Source organism: Pseudomonas sp. SWRI68, assembly GCF_014269165.1.
Lineage (GTDB): Bacteria > Pseudomonadota > Gammaproteobacteria > Pseudomonadales > Pseudomonadaceae > Aquipseudomonas > Aquipseudomonas capeferrum.
This window is the reverse complement of sequence record NZ_JABWRU010000006.1, coordinates 176,774-194,641: the sequence shown is the minus strand read 5'-3', so window position 1 is coordinate 194,641 and position 17,868 is coordinate 176,774. Positions and strand designations below refer to the sequence as shown.

Below are 17,868 nucleotides of genomic sequence, written 5' to 3'. Positions count from 1 at the left end.
ACAGTGCTGTGGTAGCCGCCCCAGATGCTATATGGGCGCATCGGTATGCAGGGCTTCACCCATTAACGTTTGTTGGCAAACAGATACAAGCCCACGGCCAGCCCGACGGCACACAGCCCCGCCACATAATAAGCCGGCGCCATTGGGCTGACCTTCAACAGCGCGGTTACCACCATCGGCGTCAACCCACCGAAGATGGCGTAGGCCATGTTGTAGGAGAACGACAAGCCGCTGAAACGCACCACCGGCGGGAAGGCCTTGACCATCACGTAGGGCACGGCGCCGACAATACCGACGCACAGACCGGTCAGCGCATACAGCGGGAACAACAGGTCGGGGCGGGTTGGCAGGCTGTGGTAGAAGGTCCAGGAGCTGGCCAGCAGCAGCAGGCTGCCAACGATGAATACGCGCCCGGCGCCGAAGCGGTCGGCCAGGCGGCCGGCAGCGATGCAGCCGAGGCTGAGCAGGACGATGGCCAGGCTGTTGGCCTTGAGCGAGTCGGTCGGGCTGACCTGATAGAAGCTCTGCAGCAGTGCCGGTGTCATCAGGATCACCACCACGATGCCGGCCGACAGCAGCCAGGTCAGCAGCATCGACAGGACGATCGCGCCACGGTGGTCACGCAGCACCGCACGCAGGGGCAATTCTTCGGCCAGGGCCTTGCGCTGCTGCATCTCGGCGAACACCGGGGTTTCGTGCAACCAGCGGCGCAGGTACACCGAGAACAGGCCGAACACACCGCCCAGCAGGAACGGGATACGCCAAGCGTAATCGGCCACTTCGCCAGGGGTATAGACACTGTTGATCAGCGTGGCGACCAGCGAGCCGAGCAAGATGCCCGAAGTCAGGCCGGCCGTCAGCGTGCCGCAGGCGTAACCGGTATTGCGTGCAGGGACGTGCTCGGAGACGAACACCCAGGCCCCCGGCACCTCACCGCCAATCGCCGCGCCCTGGATCACGCGCATCAACAGCAGCAAGATCGGCGCCCACAGGCCGATCTGTGCATAAGTGGGCAACAGGCCCATGATCAGGGTCGGCAGGGCCATCATGAAGATGCTCAGGGTGAACATCTTCTTGCGCCCCAGCAGGTCGCCGAAGTGCGCCATGACGATGCCACCCAGCGGCCGCGCCAGGTAGCCGGCAGCGAAAATGCCGAAGGTCTGCATCAGGCGTAGCCATTCAGGCATGTCGGCCGGGAAGAACAGCTTGCCGACCACCGTGGCGAAGAACACGAAGATGATGAAGTCGTAGAACTCCAGGGCACCGCCCAGTGCGGACAATGAAAGGGTCTTGTAGTCGCTGCGGGTCAGCGGCCGCGAAGGCTGCTCGATACTGCTCGGCACGGAGGTCATCGGTCTTTCTCTTGTAGGTCATGCAGGCCGCTGGGTGCGCGACTTCTGGATTGGTAGACGGGCGAAGATAGCAAATTGCCGAGCCGCGCCGAAAGCGATACAAAATCCATACAGATATTCATGAATGCGCGGTCGTCGCTGGCCGTTATGCTCTATATACTGGCCATTCGTAGGAAAAGGTTGCTCCTAGCGTGGGATGTTGTGCGAAAACGCCGGTCTTTATGTCAGGCGGTTTCGCAGAGTTTCCCTACGGCCGCCCAGTGAAACGAAATCGGCGTAGTATGTTTCCAGCTGAATCGTTTACCCGGCCTTTGCGCCACACCAACGAAAAGCGTCACGGGTCAGAGGCCCCATCGCATGATTGAGCTCGAACAAGAAGATCCAATCCCGCAAGGCGACCTGGCCTTGCAGATCACCGCACTCCCTCGTGAGACCAACGGCTTCGGCGACATCTTTGGTGGCTGGCTGGTTGCCCAGATGGACTTGGCCGGCACCGCCATGGCCAGCCGCGTCGCTGGCGGCCGTGTGGCCACGGTGGCCATCGACCGCATGGCCTTCCTGGTCCCGGTAGCCGTGGGCGCGCAGCTGTCGTTCTATACCCAGACCCTGGAGATCGGCCGCAGCTCGATCCAGATGATGGTCGAAGTCTGGAGCGACGACCCGCTGTCCAGCGAATGGCGCAAGGTGACCGAAGCGGTCTTCGTGTTCGTCGCCATCGATGGCAGTGGCCGCACCCGCTCTGTGCCTCGTCGCTAAGCCCGGCCAGCGGTAAACTCATTGCATGTGCCCGGGTCCAAGGCCCACTGGCAATCAATGAGACGAACGCAATGGCTACCTTCAAGGTCGACACCGAGCAACACGGCGAACTCAACTGCTGGCGCATCACCAGCGAGCGGGCCGAACTACTGATCGCCCAGCAGGGCGCGCAGATCCTCAGCTACCAGCGTGTGGGCGAACCGCCGCTGCTGTGGCTGAGCGATCAGGCCATTTTCCGCCAGGGCAAATCGGTACGCGCCGGTGTACCGGTGTGCTGGCCCTGGTTCGGCAACCTGCAGCGCAACCCCCAGGCCGTGCAGGCCATGTACCGCGGCGAGCAAGCGCCCGCCCACGGCCTGGCGCGCGCGCGCGACTGGCAGTTGCTGGGTATCGAGGAAGTGGGCGATGGCCTGCGCATCGAGTTCGAACTGCCCGAAGCCCAGGGCGACCTGCCCGGCTGGCCCCATGATGTGCAGCTGAAACTGGTGGTGGAACTCGGCGAGCGCCTGGCGCTGAGCCTGACCAGCCGCAACATGGGCAATACCCCTGTCACCCTCAGCCAGGCCCTGCACAGCTACTTTGCGGTGAGCGATGTGCGCCAGGCGCGGGTCGAAGGGGTCGAGGGGCTGGGCTATATCGAGACCCTGGCTGACTGGGAACAGCGCCAGCAGCAAGGGCCGCTGGGGTTTGCCGGGGAGACCGACCGAATTTACCTCGCCACCCCGCAAACCCTGAGCATTGTCGACCCGCATTGGCAGCGGCGGATTACCTTGACCAGCAGCGGCTCACGCTCGGCGGTGATCTGGAACCCGTGGACCGAGCGGGCCCAGGAGCTGGCGGACATGGCCGATGACGGATGGCAGCGGATGCTGTGCATCGAGACGGCCAATGTGTGGGATGACGTGGTGGAACTGAGGCCTGGGGCGACTTGCTCGCTGAGTGTCAGTATCGGCAGTGAAGCCATCTGAGCCTTGCGGTGACTTTGCCGGCCTCTTCGCGGGGCAAGTCGGATCGCCGCACCGCGAAGAGGCCGGTACAGGCAACCTCAGAGATCAGCTTCTTCCACCACCCTCACCTTCTGCGCATCCAGGGCATAGGCTGCATCGGCCAGGTCGTTGCTGACCTTCTCCACCTTCAACGCCCCGCTGACCCACAGCGGCGTGTAGATGTCATCGATCTTCAGCCCCTTCGGATAACGCACCAGCACCAGCTGGTTCGGTGGCGGTGGCGGCACATGGATGCACGCGCCAGGGTATGGCACCAGGAAGAACAAGGTACTGTTGCCCTTGGCATCGCTTTCCAGCGGCACCGGGTAGCCGCCCAGGCGGATGTCCTTGCCGTTCATGGCCGCCACGGTCTTGGTCGAGTACATCACCGCCGGCAAGCCCTTGCTCTGCTTGAGGCCGCCTTTGTCGGTGAAGGTGCCCAGGGCCTCCGGCGAGTCGTGATCGATTTCGGGCATCTGTTCGAGAGCCTTCTGGTCCGACTTGGGCATCAGCTCCAGCCAGTCGGTTTCAGGCAGCTCGGCACGGGCCAGGGTGCTGGCCAGAAGCAAGGGGATGAGAAAAAAGGCACGCATGGCAATGCTCGGCAACTCGGATGAATTGCCGGGCATTCTAAACGGTATTCAGCGCTTTCTGATCAATCCGTAGATCACCAGAAGGACGACGGCACCGACCAGTGCCCCCAAGAAACCTGCCGCCTGCCCGGCCTGATAAATGCCCAGCGCCTGGCCGCCGTAGGTGGCGAGCAAGGAGCCTGCGATACCCAGCAGGATGGTCATGATCCAGCCCATGCTGTCGTCCCCTGGCTTGATGAAACGCGCCAGCAGCCCGACGATAAGGCCTATGAAGATGGTCCCGATGATGCCCATGGCAATCCCTCTGCAGTGAAAATGGAACAAGCCAAAGCCTAGACAGCGCTTTGACTTGTTGCCATTTCAGAGGGCAGGTAGCACGCAGAAGTTCGATCAGCTGGCGATCAAAGCCTCTACCTCGGCGATCTTGCGCTCGAGGGTGGCCATGTCATGGCAGCGCAGGGTGGCATGGCCAACCTTGCGCCCGACCTTGAAAGCCTTGCCGTAGTGGTGCAGGTGGCAGTCGCCGATGGCAACCACCTTGTCCACCGCTGGCACTTCGCCGATGAAGTTGAGCATGGCGCTCTCACCGACCTTGGCGGTTGAACCCAGCGGCAGGCCGGCCACGGCACGCAGGTGGTTCTCGAACTGGCTGCACTCGGCGCCTTCGATGGTCCAGTGCCCGGAGTTGTGCACACGCGGGGCGATTTCGTTGGCCTTCAGGCCACCGTCGACTTCGAAGAACTCGAAGGCCATCACGCCCACGTAGTCCAGCTGCTGCAGCACGCGGCCGACGTAGTCTTCGGCCAGGGCCTGCAGCGGGTGCGCTGCGCTGGCCACCGACAGGCGCAGGATGCCCCTGTCGTGGGTGTTGTGCACCAACGGATAGAAGCGGGTTTCACCGTCGCGGCCACGCACGGCCACCAGCGAGACTTCGCCGGTGAACGGCACGAAGCCTTCCAGCAGGCAGGGCACGCTGCCCAGCTCGGCGAAGGTATCGACCACGTCTTCAGCGCTGCGCAAGACCTTCTGACCCTTGCCGTCGTAGCCCAGGGTGCGGGTCTTGAGCACGGCCGGCAGGCCGATGCTGGCGACTGCCGCGTCCAGGTCGGCCTGGGAGAGAATGTCGGCGAAGGCCGGGGTGGGGATGCCCAGGTCGCGGAACATGCTCTTCTCGAACAACCGGTCACGGGCAATGCGCAGTGCCTCGGCACTGGGGTAGACCGGGACGAACTGCGAGAGAAACGCTACGGTCTCGGCCGGAACGCTTTCGAACTCGAAGGTCACCAGGTCGACTTCGTCGGCCAGCTGGCGCAGATGGTCCTGGTCACCGTAGTCGGCGCGCAGGTGCTCGCCCAGCGGCGCGGCGCAAGCATCAGGTGCCGGGTCGAGGAAAGCGAAGTTCATGCCCAGCGGAGTACCCGCCAGAGCCAGCATGCGGCCGAGCTGGCCACCACCGATTACACCGATCTTCATGGGGTCAGCCTCAAGCCTGGCGCGGGTCTGGATTGTCCAGCACGGTGTCGGTCTGTTCCGTGCGGAACTGCTTGAGCGCCGCGTGGTACTGCGGGTACTTGGCGCCCAGGATGCTCGCCGACAGCAGTGCCGCGTTGATCGCGCCAGCCCGGCCGATGGCCAGGGTCGCGACCGGTACGCCGGCAGGCATCTGCACGATCGACAGCAGCGAATCGACGCCCGACAGCATCGACGACTGGACCGGCACGCCCAGCACCGGCAGGTGGGTCTTGGCGGCGCACATGCCTGGCAGGTGGGCTGCGCCACCGGCACCGGCGATGATCACCTCGATGCCACGGCCTTCGGCCTCTTCGGCATACTGGAACAGCAGATCCGGAGTACGGTGGGCGGAAACCACCTTCACTTCGTAGGGAATGCCGAGTTTTTCCAGCATATCGGCGGTGTGGCTAAGGGTGGACCAATCGGACTTGGAGCCCATGATCACGCCAACCAGTGCACTCATCGTCGAGCCTCTTCGCTTGTGCGCCCTTGGGCGCGTCAAAAAACAACAAGCCACGCGGGACGACCGGCGTGGCTTGTTTGCTGATCAGGACCGGAGCTATCCGGTCGAAAGGCCGCGCAGTATACCGTAACCCAGGGCGATGCTGGCACCCCCGGCGACCAACTGTCGGCCCTATTTTTCGGGGCTTTGGCTGACTTTTGGGTCAACCGCCGCTGCACCTTCGAGCTTGCGCCACAGCAAGCGCACGTTGGCCTTGCGCACCAGGGCGCAGCGGTACAGGCGGATTTCCAGGGGGACATGCCATTGGCTGCCACCACAGATCGCCAGCTCGCCCCGTTCCAGTTCGCCGCGCATCGACAGGCGTGGCACCCAGGCGATGCCCATGCCTTCCAGCGCCATGCTCTTGAGGCTGTCGGCCATGGCGGTTTCATAAACGGTGGTGTAGCGCAGGTTGCGCTGGCGCAGCAGCAGGTTGACCGACCGGCCGAGGAAGGCGCCGGCGGTATAGGCCAGCAGCGGCACGCTGCCCTCGCCTTCCAGGTCGAACAATGGCTGCCCGCCAGCATCGACGGCACACACCGGCAACATTTCGGTGTTGCCCATGTGCAGCGAGGGGAAGATTTCGGCGTCCATCTGCAGCGCGGCGTCCGGGTCATAGAAGGCCAGCATCAGGTCGCAACCCCCTTCACGCAGGGCATGCACCGCATCCCCGACGTTAGTCGCAACCAGGCGGGTGGCGATGTTCAGGCCATCGTTGCGCAACTGGGCAACCCACCGCGGGAAAAACCCCGAGGCCAAGGAGTGTGCTGCTGCCACTTGGACAACTTCGCCCTGGCCACCTTCAAGGTGATGCAAATGGCGCAGAATTTCGCCCAACTGGTCGACAACGGTACGCGCCGTGACCAGAAAAAGCTGCCCGGCCTCGGTCAGCTCAATCGGCGTGCGGGAACGGTTCACCAGCTGCAGGCCCAAGGCTGCTTCCAGGCTGCGAATACGTCGACTGAAGGCCGGTTGAGTGACGAAACGCCGTTCTGCCGCCTGCGAAAAACTGCGGGTGGCGGCCAGCGCGCTGAAGTCTTCCAGCCATTTGCTTTCCAGGTTCACGAAGCACATCTCCCGGCATGCACCAAAATGGAACACGCTCGAATGTCAATTGGCGTCACATGAAACACTATGCCGTTTGTGCATAGGTTAGCGTGCAACAGCATTGGCCGCAAAATCCTCTTCAGGCCTAGGATTAGCGCCATTCCGGCATGTGCCGGGTCAAATTCGAGATGATATACATCATGTCTTCCGCTGCATCGTTCCGCGTCGAAAAAGATCTGCTGGGTACCCTTGAAGTTCCTGCTGATGCCTACTACGGCATCCAGACCCTGCGCGCTGCCAACAACTTCCACCTCTCCGGTGTTCCGCTGTCGCACTACCCGAAACTGGTAGTCGGCCTGGCGATGGTCAAGCAGGCAGCTGCTGACGCCAACCGAGAGCTGGGGCACCTGAGCGATGCCAAGCACGCCGCCATCAGCGCCGCTTGCGGACGACTGATCAAGGGCGACTACCACGAGCAGTTCGTGGTGGACATGATTCAAGGCGGTGCTGGTACCTCTACCAACATGAACGCCAACGAAGTCATCGCCAACATTGCGCTGGAGGCCATGGGCCACCAGAAGGGTGAGTACCAGTACCTGCACCCGAACAACGACGTGAACATGGCGCAGTCGACCAACGACGCCTACCCGACCGCTATCCGTCTGGGCCTGCTGTTGGGTCATGACGCCCTGCTCGCCAGCCTCGACAGCCTGATCCAGGCCTTCGCTGCCAAGGGCAAGGAATTCGACCACGTACTGAAGATGGGCCGCACCCAGCTGCAGGACGCCGTGCCGATGACCCTGGGCCAGGAATTCCGCGCCTTCGCCACCACCATGACCGAAGACCTCAACCGTCTGCGTTCGCTGGCGCCAGAGCTGCTGACCGAAATCAACCTGGGTGGTACCGCCATCGGTACCGGCATCAACGCCGACCCTGGCTACCAGCTGCTGGCTGTTCAGCGCCTGGCGACCATCAGCGGCCAGCCGCTGGTACCGGCTGCCGACCTGATCGAAGCCACCTCCGACATGGGCGCCTTCGTGCTGTTCTCCGGCATGCTCAAGCGTACCGCGGTCAAGCTGTCGAAGATCTGCAACGACCTGCGCCTGCTGTCCAGCGGACCGCGTACCGGCATCAACGAGATCAACCTGCCAGCGCGTCAGCCAGGCAGCTCGATCATGCCAGGCAAGGTCAACCCGGTTATCCCGGAAGCCGTCAACCAGGTGGCCTTCGCCATCATGGGCAACGACCTGGCCCTGACCGTCGCCGCCGAAGGTGGCCAGCTGCAGCTGAACGTGATGGAGCCGCTGATCGCCTACAAGATCTTCGACTCGATCCGCCTGCTCCAGCGCGCCATGGACATGCTGCGCGAGCACTGCATCGTCGGCATCACTGCCAACGAACAGCGCTGCCGTGAACTGGTCGAGCACTCGATCGGCCTGGTCACCGCCCTGAACCCTTACATCGGCTACGAAAACGCCACCCGTATCGCCCGCGTTGCCCTGGAAACAGGCCGCGGTGTGCTGGAACTGGTGCGCGAAGAGAAGCTGCTGGACGAAGAGATGCTCAACGACATCCTGCGTCCGGAAAACATGATCGCACCGCGTCTGGTTCCGCTGAAGGCGTAACCGACCGCTTCACCTGTCTCACCAGGTCGAGGGACTAGACACCTCTCAACCTTTCAAAGGCCCGAGCGCATGCTTCGGGCCTTTTTTTTGCCTGCGCGTTTCGAGCCGCCGTGCAACCCGCGCATCCCGGCACACAACTTGCTCCATAATGCATCCCACCCAACGGGATACCGAGCATGCTGCACAGCCACCTGACCACCCTCAACGCGGTTTCGCTGATCCTCAACGTCTTCCAGGCAGAGGGTTGCGAGGCGGCGGCCTTGCTGGCCGGCAGCGGCATCGGCCCGGCGGACCTGGGGCATGCCGACGCACGCATCACCACCCAGCAAGAGCTGCAAGTGTGTGCCAATGCCGTTGCTCGGCGTGAAGACATCGGCCTGGAGCTGGGCCAGCGCATGCATGTGTCGTGCTATGGCATGCTCGGTTACGCCCTGCTCTCCAGTGCCACTTTGGGTGACGCCCTGCGCCTGGCGCTGCGCTTTCCGGCACTGCTGGGAACAGTCTTCGAGCTACGCCTGATCGACGATGGCCAGCGCGTCTGGCTCAGCGCCAGTGACTACCGTGACAGCCCCGCGCTGACCGCCTTCAACGCCGAGTTCTGCCTGGTCTCGCTGAAAGTGATCTGCGACGACTTGCTTGGCCGCCCACTGCCGCTGCTCGGCACCCGTTTCGAACATGCCCGGCCGGGCTACCACAGCCTTTATACCCGTGCCTTCCAGTGCCCGATCGGCTTCGCTGCCGAGGACAACGCCTTTGCCTTCGAACGGCGTTGGCTGGACATGCCGCTACCGCTGGCCGACCCCATCACCCATAAAGCCATGGGCGAGCGCTGCCGGCGCCTGAACCTGGAGTTCACAGGGCGCCAGGCCTGGCTCGGGCGGATTCGCCAACTACTGGCCCAACAACTGGATGCAGCACCCGGGCTTGAGGGCCTGGCGCGGCAGATGAACTGCTCATCGCGGACCTTGCGCCGGCACCTGCAGGCACTGGGCAGCAGTTATCAACAGTTGCTCGATGAACTGCGCTTCGAGCGGGCCAAGCAGTTGCTGGCCGATGAGCACATGCCGATCTACCGCATTGCCGAAACCTTGGGGTTCAGCGAAACGGCCAGCTTCCGCCATGCCTTCCAACGCTGGAGCGGAGTGGCGCCTAGCCATTTTCGCGGGTAAGCCCGCAAAAGTGGCCAGCGAGCTTGGCCACATCGATCCCCTTTTGGCCGTTTGCGTCGTTCTCCCAGGCAGGGCCTGCACTGAAAATGGGCCCACGCCAGTTCAACCGGAGAACAACAATGCTGACGATCTATTCCGATGACCACCGCCTGCACCACGGCCGCTGCGAGCTGATCGACGGCAAGCTGATGCCCTGCTTCGAAATGCCCTCGCGCGCCGACCATGTGCTCGATCAAGTGAACAAACGCCAGCTCGGCGATGTACAGGGCCCGACCGACTTCGGCCGCGCACCGCTGCTGCGAATCCACAGCGCCGATTACCTGGACTTCTTCGAGGGCGCCTGGGCGCGCTGGGCCGCACTGGGCCACGACGGCGACCTGCTGCCCTTCACCTGGCCAGCCCGCACCCTGCGCCAGGTAAAACCCACCGGCCTGCATGGTGAACTCGGCTACTACAGCTTCGACGCAGGCGCACCGATCACCGCCGGTACCTGGCAGGCTGCCTACAGCGCCGCCCAGGTCGCACTCACCGCCCAGGCGGCGATCCAGCAAGGCGCTCATTCGGCATTCGCCCTGTGTCGCCCACCAGGGCATCATGCCGCCGCCGAAGTCATGGGCGGCTACTGCTACCTCAACAATGCCGCCATCGCCGCCCAGGCCTTCCTTGACCAGGGCCGCCGCAAAGTCGCCATCCTCGACGTCGACTACCACCACGGTAACGGCACCCAGGACATCTTCTACGCCCGCAACGATGTGTTGTTTGCCTCGATTCATGGCGACCCGCAAGCCGAGTTCCCGTTCTTCCTCGGTTACGCCGACGAAACCGGCGAAGGGGCCGGCGAAGGCTGCAACATCAACTACCCTTTGCCGGCCGGCAGTGACTGGGCAGCCTGGAGCGCCGCACTGGAGGACGCCTGCCAGCGCATCGCCGACTACGACGCCGATGTGCTGGTGATATCGCTGGGCGTGGACACCTTCAAGGACGACCCTATCTCGCAGTTCAAGCTGGACAGCCCGGACTACCTGGCGATGGGCAAGCGCATCGCCCAGCTCGGCAAGCCCACCCTGTTCGTGATGGAAGGCGGCTACGCTGTGGAAGAAATCGGTATCAACGCGGTCAATGTGCTGGAAGGCTTCCAGCACGCCCAGCCAGGAGCCCGGTAATGGCCCGACTCAAGCGTCTGCTCGCCCCGTTAATCGCTGCCACCCTGTTCACCGGTGCCCTGCAGGCCCAGGCCGAGCAGCGTACCTTGCGCGTCTACAACTGGTTCGACTACATCACCCCGCAGACCTTGGTCGACTTCCAGAAAGACAGCGGCGTGAAGCTGATCTACGACATTTTCGACACCAACGAGGCGCTGGAAGCCAAACTGCTTACCGGTAACTCCGGCTATGACGTGGTGGTGCCGTCCAACGTGTTCCTGGCCAAGCAGATCGAAGCCGGTGTGTTCCAGCCGCTGGACCGCAGCAAGCTGCCGAACTGGCAACACCTGGACCCGGCCCTGATGAAGCTGATCGAAGCCAACGACCCCGGCAACACGTTTGCCGTGCCCTACATGTACGGCACCGTGCTGATCGGCTTCAATCCGGCGAAGGTCAAGGCGGCGCTCGGTGAAAACGCACCCGTGGACAGCTGGGACCTGATCTTCAAGGAAGAGAACATCGCCAAGCTCAAGCAGTGTGGCGTTGCCCTGCTCGATTCGCCTTCCGAGATTCTGCCGCTGGCCCTCAAGTACCTGGGGCTGGACCCCAACAGCGCCAAGCCCGACGACTACAAGAAGGCCGAGGCGCTGTTGCTCAAGATTCGTCCGCACATCACCTACTTCCACTCTTCCAAATACATGGCCGACATCGCCAATGGCGATATCTGCGTGGCGGTGGGCTACAGCGGCAGCTTCTCGCAAGCCGCCAATCGGGCTCACGATGCGAAGAACGGCGTGGTGGTCGACATGCGCCTGCCCAAGGAAGGTGCGCCGATCTGGTTCGACATGCTGGCGATTCCGAAAAACGCCGCCAACCCGCAAGAGGCTCACACGTTCATCAACTACCTGCTGCGCCCCGAGGTGATAGCGCCGATCAGCGACTTTGTCGGGTACCCGAACCCGAACAAGGACGCGACCGACAAGGTCAGCCCAGCGATTCGCAATAACCCCAACCTGTACCCGACGGCAGAGGCGATGGCCAAGCTGTACACCCTCAAACCACTGCCACGTGATGCCGAACGGGCGCGCACCAGAGCCTGGACCCGCATCAAGTCCGGCACCTGAGCCGTGGCGGGGTCGCTAGGCGGCCCCGCTCACTTTTTCCAGGCCCGGCGCAAGCGCATCAGCGCATTGGCAATGTCGGCCTCCGGCACTGCGGCAAACCCCAGCACCAACCCCGCACGGTTATCCACAGCCACCTGGCTGTCCTCCAGCCAATAGCTACTCAGCGGATTTACCTCAACCCCTACCGCTTCTGCCGTGGCGACCAGTTCTTGCTCGCGCGCAAAGTTATCCACATCCACCTTCACATGCAGCCCCGCCGCGACTTCCGGCATACCACCCAACCCAGGCACATCCAGCGGCCAACCAGCCTTGAGTACATTGCGCCGGCTCAACGCCGCCCGGCGCATACGCCGGATGTGGCGCTGGAAATGCCCCTGGGCCATGAACTCGGCCATCACGCACTGGCTGCCCACTTCCGAATGCCGCATGGCCAGCGCCCGCCCTTGGCTGAACGCCTGTACCAAGCGCGCAGGCAACACCAGGTAGCCCAGACGCAACGCGGGAAAGGCAATTTTGCCGAACGTGCCGACGTACAGCACCCGCCCCTGTCGGTCCAGCGCCGCCAGCGGTGCCAATGGTGCACCGCTGTAGCGGTACTCCCCATCGTAATCGTCTTCGATGATCCAGCCATCGTTGCGCTCGGCCCAGGCCAGCAATGCCAGGCGTCGCGCCAGGCTCATGGTCACCCCGGTGGGGTACTGATGCGCCGGCGTGACGTAGGCCAGGCGGCAGTCCGCCAGTTGTACGAGGCGCTCACAGTCCATGCCCTCTTCATCCACCGGTACGCCCATCACCTTGCCCCCTGCCACGGCAAAGGTATGCCCAGCGGCCCGATAGCCAGGGTTTTCCACAGCTACCCCCTCGCCAGGCTGCAACAGCAACTGTGCACAAAGGCTGATGGCCTGCTGTGCACCACTGGTGATCACAATTTGTTCAGCCGTGCACGAAAGGCCCCGTGAACGCCGCAGATAGGCCGCGATCAGCTCGCGAAGCTGCAGCTCACCCGCCGGGTCACCGTAACCCAGCTGCGCAGGGTCCGGGTTACGCCAGAAAGCCGCTTGCAGCTTGGCCCACACGTCAAACGGGAACAGATCGAAGGCAGGGATGCCGACCCTGAACGCACGTGGGGCGCCACTTCTAGGAACGGGCAAGTGGTTACTTTTCAGACGCTCAAGCGCCTCGCTGGAGCGCTCAGAGCTGGATAAATCCTCAGCATTTTCTAAAGAAAATGTGGATAAACCTGTTGATAACCCTAGGGATAACCCTGTGGACAGTTGTGTGGATAGTTTTTCAAGCTGAATCACATAGGTGCCGTCGCCCACCCGGCTTTCGATATACCCCTCGGCATACAACTGGTCATAGGCACGCACCACGCTGTTGCGCGACAGCGCCAGTATCGCCGCCAAGTCACGGCTGGCCGGCAATCGCGTACCACTGCTCAGGCGCCCATCCAACACCCGCGCACGCAAGGCCTGGTAGAGCTGCTGGCTGAGCCCGCGGCGGCGGTCGAGCACGATGCCAGCCGGGTCGAAAGGCAATATGAGGGGGCGCTTGTTCACCGTATTGGACCTATCAAATCAGCCATAAATGGATCTTACACAGAACCAATAGCCTGCCTAGGATGGAGCCATTCGACAAGGAACCCGCCATGTACAACAGCAAGCCCCACCAGGAACATGACCTAGCACGCCTGCACCGGCACATGGCCGATACGCGCCTCGCCGTCCTCATCAGCCACGGTGAACACGGCTTGCAGGCGACCCACCTGCCCGTCCTGGTCGACACCCAGCAAGGCGAGTTTGGCACGGTCTACGCGCACCTGGCCCGGGCCAACGTTCAGTGGCAAGACCTGCAGCAAGGCGCTGAAGCGCTGCTGGTGTTCCCCGGTGCCGACGCCTATGTCAGCCCGAGCTATTACCCCAGCAAGGCCGACAACCCCAAGGTGGTCCCCACCTGGAACTACCTGGCGGTGCACGCCTATGGCCCAGTCGAAGTCATACACGAGGCCGAGCCGCTGCTGCAGATCGTCAGCCGCCTGACCGAGCGCCATGAGCACGGCCGCAGCGAACCCTGGAAAGTGTCCGACGCCCCCAGCGACTACCTTGAAGGCATGCTCCGCGCCATTGTCGGCATTCGCCTGCCGATCACGCGCCTGCAAGGGGCCCGCAAGCTCAGCCAGAACCGTTCGGCCGAGGACATCGCCGGGGTGCGTCAAAGCCTCGGCGACAGTGCCGACTACCAGGACAACCAACTTGCAGCGCACATGCGCCAACTCTGAAGGAAAAGCCCATGCCCAGCGTCACTCTGCGCCCCGTCAGCGCCAACGACCATCCCGCCTGGCTTGCCCTGTGGCAGGCTTACCTGCGCTTCTATGAGACCGAATTGCCCGAAGCGGTCAGCACCAGCACCTGGCAGCGCCTGCTGGACAGCCACGAGCCGACCCACTCTGCCCTGGCCTGGGTCGATGGCAAGGCAGTGGGGATGGTCAACTGGATCTACCATCGTTCCAACTGGAGCATCGAGAACTCGTGCTACCTGCAGGACCTCTATGTGGATGGCACGCAACGCGGCCTGGGCATCGGTCGCCAGCTGATCGAGCATGTCTACGCCACCGCCAAGGCGGCCGGCTGTGCCAAGGTGCACTGGCTGACCCACGAAACCAACGCCACCGCCATCAGCCTGTACCAGCAGGTTGCCGAGCGGCCGGGCTTCATTCAATTCCGCAAAGGGTTGTAGCCACGACATGACCGACGCACTGAACTGGAAACCCGCCAAGGCACCCACGGCAGACACCATCGAGGGCCGCTTCATCCGCCTTGAAAAACTCGACCCGGCACGTCACGGCGACGACCTGTGGAACGTCTTGCAAGGCCCGCAAGCCGACCCGGCCCTGTGGGATTACCTGCCCTATGGCCCATTCCCCGAACGCGGCGCCTTCGACCGTTGGCTGCAAGGCCATGCCGCCAGCCTTGATCCGTTGTTCTACACCGTTATCGACCGCCCTACCGGCCAGGCCCAAGGCATTCTCAGCCTGATGTCGATCGTGCCCGACCATGGCCGCATCGAGATCGGCCACATCGCCTTCGGCGCCGCCATGCAGCGCACGCCAAAGGGGACCGAAGCGGTGTACCTGCTGGGCAAGCTGGGTTTCGAGCTGGGCAACCGCAGGCTCGAGTGGAAGTGCAACAACGCCAATGCCCGCTCCAAGCGCGCGGCGCAGCGGTTCGGCTTTGTCTATGAGGGGGTGTTCCGCAAACACCTGGTGGTCAAGGACCACAACCGGGATACCGCGTGGTACTCGATCACCGATGACGAGTGGCCAACGGTAGCGGCGGGGTTCGAGCGCTGGCTGAGTGCCGACAACCAACGCCCTGAAGGGCAAGCCAGGACGCTGGAAGCCTGCCGCAACGCGTGATCAGGCCAGCTTGGCCCTGAGTTCTGCAATGTGCTCCGGGCCGATACCACAGCAACCGCCGAGCAGGCTGGCACCGCGTTGGCGCCAGCTGCTGGCCCAGCTCAGATAACCCGGCGGGTCGAGGTCTTCGCGCAGCTCATCCAGGCCATCGTTGGCGGTGGCGTCCTTGGGTTGCGGGGGGAAGGCATTGGCGTAAGCGCCAATGGCGATGTCCACGCCCAAGCGCTCGAAAGCCTCGCGCGCAACATCCAGCGCAGCACCGATCACTTCGGGCTGGCTGCAGTTGAACAACAACGCACTGACACCCAGCTCGGCAATCGCTTCGGCTGCCGCGGCAACGGTCTGCCCGGAGCGCAGGCGCGGCACGTCCACGACGCCTTCATCTTCAAGGGTGAACGACACCCAGAACGGCCTGCCGTCCTGCGGCAGGTGCGAGCTGATGGCCCGCACTTCTTCAATCGAGCTCTGGGTTTCGGCCAACCACAGGTCCACATAAGGCGCCAGCCCTGCCAGGAGCGGTGTCAGTACTTCGCTGACCCGCTCCGGCTGATACAGGTCCGGGCGGTAAGAGCCGAACAGCGGCGGCAACGACCCGGCAACACGAACAGGTACGGCAGCCGCATCGGCTGCGGCACGGGCCAGTTGCCCTGCCGTTGCGGCCAATGCGCGCCCTTCCTGGGCGAAGCGCGCTTCCCCAATATGGAACGGCACAACCGCATAGCTGTTGCTGGTGATGACCTGCGCCCCGGCCTCGATATACGCCGCATGCACCGCCACCACCGCTTCAGGTGCTTCGCTCAAGGCCAACGCTGACCATTCGGGCTGCCGGAACGGCGCACCACGACGCTGCAGCTCTCGCCCCATACCGCCATCCAGAATTACCAGCGATCGTTCGCCCATATGCCTATCACTTATATGTTTATAAATAAAATTCATTAGTGTGTAACTTGTTATAACTATTAAATACCCGAAACGGATTGTCCAACAACTTTTTCAGGTACCTCCATGCGCTTGCTTCCCTTGCTCGGCACCGGCCTCATCGCCCTGTGTGCCACCACTCAGGCCTTCGCCGGTGCCACGCTGGACCGAGTGCAAGCGCGCAAGGAAATGGTCAACGTGCTGATGGAAAGCTATCCGCCGTTCTCGTTTCTGAACGATCAGAACCAGCTGGATGGTTTCGACGTGGATGTGGCCAAGGCCGTCGTCGACAAGCTGGGCGTCAAGCTGCGCCTGGAAACACCCTCCTGGGATGTGATTGCTGCAGGGCGCTGGAGCGGACGTTATGACCTTTGTGTGTGCTCCATGACCCCAAGCAAGGCGCGCGCCGAGGTGTTTGACTTCCCGGTGGAGTACTACGCCTCGCCGGCGGTGATCGTGGTCAACGCCAAGGACGAACGCATCCATTCGGCCAAAGACCTGGACGGCCTGAAGGTCGGCCTGACCAGCGCCTCCAGCTACGAGAGCTACTTGAACAAGAACCTGGTCATCGAGGGTGATGAGGACAAGAAGATCGACTATCCCTTCGAGATGGTGCAGATCGCCCCTTATGACACTGACAACGTCGCCTTCCAGGACCTGGGCCTGGGCGCAGGTGTGCGCCTGGATGCCATCCTGACCAACCTGGTCACCGCCCAGCCGCGCCTGGATCAGGACAAGCGCTTCAAATTGGCCGGTGCGCCGCTGTACGAAGAACCCAATTCGGTGGCGATTGAAAAAGGCGACCCCGAGTGGGATGCCAAGCTGCGTCAGGTATTCGCCGAGCTGAAGGCCGACGGCACCTTGGCCAAGCTGTCACAGAAATGGATCGGCGCCGATATCAGTAAATGAGTGCTCAACAACCTGCCCCGCGTCCCGCCGCCAAAGCGTCGGGCACACAACTGTTCGGCTTTCGCACACGCCTGTACCTGACCTGGGTCGGGTTGTTTGTGCTGTTTGCCGCGTTCTTCCTCAGCTTTGACTTGAAGTTTTCGATCATTGTCGAAAAGTTCCCGTATCTGGCGGGGTTCAAGCTGGGGCCGAATGGCTTTTTGCAAGGCGCGGCACTGACCCTGTTCCTGTGCCTGTGCTCGATAGTGGTTTCCGTGGCACTGGGCTTCGCCGCCGCGCTGGCACGGCTGTCGAGCAGCGCGGTGCTGTTGGGCATCGCCAGCTTCTACACGTCGTTTTTCCGTGGCACGCCACTGCTGATCCAGATCCTGTTGATCTACCTGGGCCTGCCGCAGCTGGGCGTGGTCCCTGGGGCCATCAGCGCCGGCATCATTGCCCTGTCGCTGAACTATGGCGCCTACCTCAGCGAAATTTTCCGCGCCGGCATCCTCGGTGTGGCGCCTGGGCAACGTCAGGCAGCAATGGCCCTGGGCCTTCGCCCTGCGCAGATCTTCTGGCACGTCACCCTGCCCCAGGCCATGCGCACCATCATCCCGCCGAGCGCGAACCAGTTCATTTCAATGCTCAAGGATTCATCGCTGATTTCGGTGATGGGCGTGTGGGAAGTGATGTTCCTGGCCCAGTCCTACGGCCGCTCCAGCTACCGCTACCTGGAGATGCTGACGACTGCAGCGGTGATCTACTGGGTGCTGTCGATTCTGCTGGAGCTGGTGCAGGCCAAGCTGGAAAGGCACTTTGGCAAGGGCTATCAGCAGTGA

At 62.8% G+C, this 17,868-nt stretch carries 19 protein-coding genes; 11 read left to right on the top strand and 8 right to left on the bottom strand.

The annotated features are described in order from the left end of the window. Window positions 1–62 precede the first annotated feature (62 nt). Window positions 63–1,352 (bottom strand): MFS transporter, encoded by a 1,290-nt coding sequence (locus HU770_RS11870; protein WP_186655582.1) that lies wholly within the window; start codon window positions 1,350–1,352, stop codon window positions 63–65. A gap of 357 nt (window positions 1,353–1,709) precedes the next feature. On the opposite strand from HU770_RS11870, the gene HU770_RS11865 reads away from it, so the two are divergent. Both HU770_RS11865 and HU770_RS11860 read left to right on the top strand, forming a co-directional pair. Continuing rightward, window positions 1,710–2,108, top strand: a complete 399-nt coding sequence (locus tag HU770_RS11865) for an acyl-CoA thioesterase (RefSeq protein ID WP_003253317.1) — start codon at window positions 1,710–1,712, stop codon at window positions 2,106–2,108. Between the two features lie 71 nt (window positions 2,109–2,179). Next, window positions 2,180–3,076, top strand: coding sequence for a D-hexose-6-phosphate mutarotase (locus HU770_RS11860; RefSeq protein ID WP_186655580.1), 897 nt, complete (start codon window positions 2,180–2,182; stop codon window positions 3,074–3,076). Window positions 3,077–3,153: 77 nt separating this feature from the next. On the opposite strand, the gene HU770_RS11855 is transcribed toward HU770_RS11860, so the two are convergent. The 5 genes from HU770_RS11855 to HU770_RS11835 form a co-directional block, all read right to left on the bottom strand. After that, entirely contained in the window at window positions 3,154–3,687 is a 534-nt protein-coding gene (locus HU770_RS11855) for a DUF3299 domain-containing protein (RefSeq protein ID WP_162181159.1), read from the bottom strand. Between the two features lie 48 nt (window positions 3,688–3,735). Next, a complete protein-coding gene (locus HU770_RS11850) occupies window positions 3,736–3,981 on the bottom strand; it encodes a GlsB/YeaQ/YmgE family stress response membrane protein (protein WP_033702379.1) in 246 nt (81 codons plus the stop codon). A gap of 96 nt (window positions 3,982–4,077) precedes the next feature. Then, window positions 4,078–5,160: a 5-(carboxyamino)imidazole ribonucleotide synthase gene (locus HU770_RS11845; protein WP_186663714.1), complete on the bottom strand. Its 1,083-nt coding sequence runs from the start codon at window positions 5,158–5,160 to the stop codon at window positions 4,078–4,080. Between the two features lie 10 nt (window positions 5,161–5,170). Next, window positions 5,171–5,662, bottom strand: a complete 492-nt coding sequence (gene purE, locus HU770_RS11840; protein ID WP_016489856.1) for a 5-(carboxyamino)imidazole ribonucleotide mutase — start codon at window positions 5,660–5,662, stop codon at window positions 5,171–5,173. A 171-nt stretch (window positions 5,663–5,833) separates the two neighbouring features. Beyond that, the gene (locus tag HU770_RS11835; protein WP_077068706.1) at window positions 5,834–6,766 is read right to left on the bottom strand and encodes a LysR substrate-binding domain-containing protein; all 933 of its coding nucleotides are present in this window, start codon (window positions 6,764–6,766) and stop codon (window positions 5,834–5,836) included. 182 nt (window positions 6,767–6,948) lie between these two features. On the opposite strand from HU770_RS11835, the gene aspA reads away from it, so the two are divergent. The 4 genes from aspA to HU770_RS11815 all read left to right on the top strand — a co-directional run bounded on the left by aspA (window position 6,949) and on the right by HU770_RS11815 (window position 11,808). Next, window positions 6,949–8,373, top strand: coding sequence for an aspartate ammonia-lyase (gene aspA / locus HU770_RS11830; RefSeq protein ID WP_186655577.1), 1,425 nt, complete (start codon window positions 6,949–6,951; stop codon window positions 8,371–8,373). A gap of 176 nt (window positions 8,374–8,549) precedes the next feature. Next, a complete protein-coding gene (locus HU770_RS11825; protein ID WP_033702385.1) occupies window positions 8,550–9,542 on the top strand; it encodes an AraC family transcriptional regulator in 993 nt (330 codons plus the stop codon). A gap of 119 nt (window positions 9,543–9,661) precedes the next feature. Further along, window positions 9,662–10,705, top strand: coding sequence for a histone deacetylase family protein (locus HU770_RS11820; RefSeq protein WP_186655574.1), 1,044 nt, complete (start codon window positions 9,662–9,664; stop codon window positions 10,703–10,705). After that, window positions 10,705–11,808, top strand: a complete 1,104-nt coding sequence (locus tag HU770_RS11815; protein ID WP_186663713.1) for a polyamine ABC transporter substrate-binding protein — start codon at window positions 10,705–10,707, stop codon at window positions 11,806–11,808. Before HU770_RS11820 ends, HU770_RS11815 begins: the two co-directional genes overlap by 1 nt. Window positions 11,809–11,837: 29 nt before the next feature. Here HU770_RS11815 and HU770_RS11810 read toward each other — a convergent pair whose 3' ends face one another. Further along, window positions 11,838–13,367 (bottom strand): PLP-dependent aminotransferase family protein, encoded by a 1,530-nt coding sequence (locus HU770_RS11810; RefSeq protein ID WP_186663712.1) that lies wholly within the window; start codon window positions 13,365–13,367, stop codon window positions 11,838–11,840. 89 nt (window positions 13,368–13,456) lie between these two features. On the opposite strand from HU770_RS11810, the gene HU770_RS11805 reads away from it, so the two are divergent. From HU770_RS11805 to HU770_RS11795, 3 genes are read left to right on the top strand one after another with little or no spacing between them, the layout of a single operon-like run. Further along, window positions 13,457–14,086 carry an FMN-binding negative transcriptional regulator gene (locus HU770_RS11805; RefSeq protein ID WP_033702393.1) on the top strand — a complete coding sequence of 210 codons (630 nt, stop codon included), beginning with the start codon at window positions 13,457–13,459 and terminating at the stop codon, window positions 14,084–14,086. A gap of 11 nt (window positions 14,087–14,097) precedes the next feature. Next, window positions 14,098–14,544: a GNAT family N-acetyltransferase gene (locus HU770_RS11800; protein ID WP_047582522.1), complete on the top strand. Its 447-nt coding sequence runs from the start codon at window positions 14,098–14,100 to the stop codon at window positions 14,542–14,544. Between the two features lie 7 nt (window positions 14,545–14,551). Then, a complete protein-coding gene (locus HU770_RS11795) occupies window positions 14,552–15,223 on the top strand; it encodes a GNAT family protein (RefSeq protein WP_033702396.1) in 672 nt (223 codons plus the stop codon). Here the strand turns inward: HU770_RS11795 and HU770_RS11790 are convergent, their stop codons facing one another. Then, complete coding sequence (locus tag HU770_RS11790; RefSeq protein ID WP_186655565.1) at window positions 15,224–16,123, bottom strand: homocysteine S-methyltransferase family protein; 900 nt, start codon at window positions 16,121–16,123, stop codon at window positions 15,224–15,226. 105 nt (window positions 16,124–16,228) lie between these two features. On the opposite strand from HU770_RS11790, the gene HU770_RS11785 reads away from it, so the two are divergent. Next, window positions 16,229–17,050 (top strand): ABC transporter substrate-binding protein, encoded by an 822-nt coding sequence (locus HU770_RS11785; RefSeq protein ID WP_186663711.1) that lies wholly within the window; start codon window positions 16,229–16,231, stop codon window positions 17,048–17,050. Next, complete coding sequence (locus HU770_RS11780; protein ID WP_186663710.1) at window positions 17,047–17,868, top strand: amino acid ABC transporter permease; 822 nt, start codon at window positions 17,047–17,049, stop codon at window positions 17,866–17,868. The genes HU770_RS11785 and HU770_RS11780 overlap by 4 nt, the downstream gene beginning before the upstream one ends.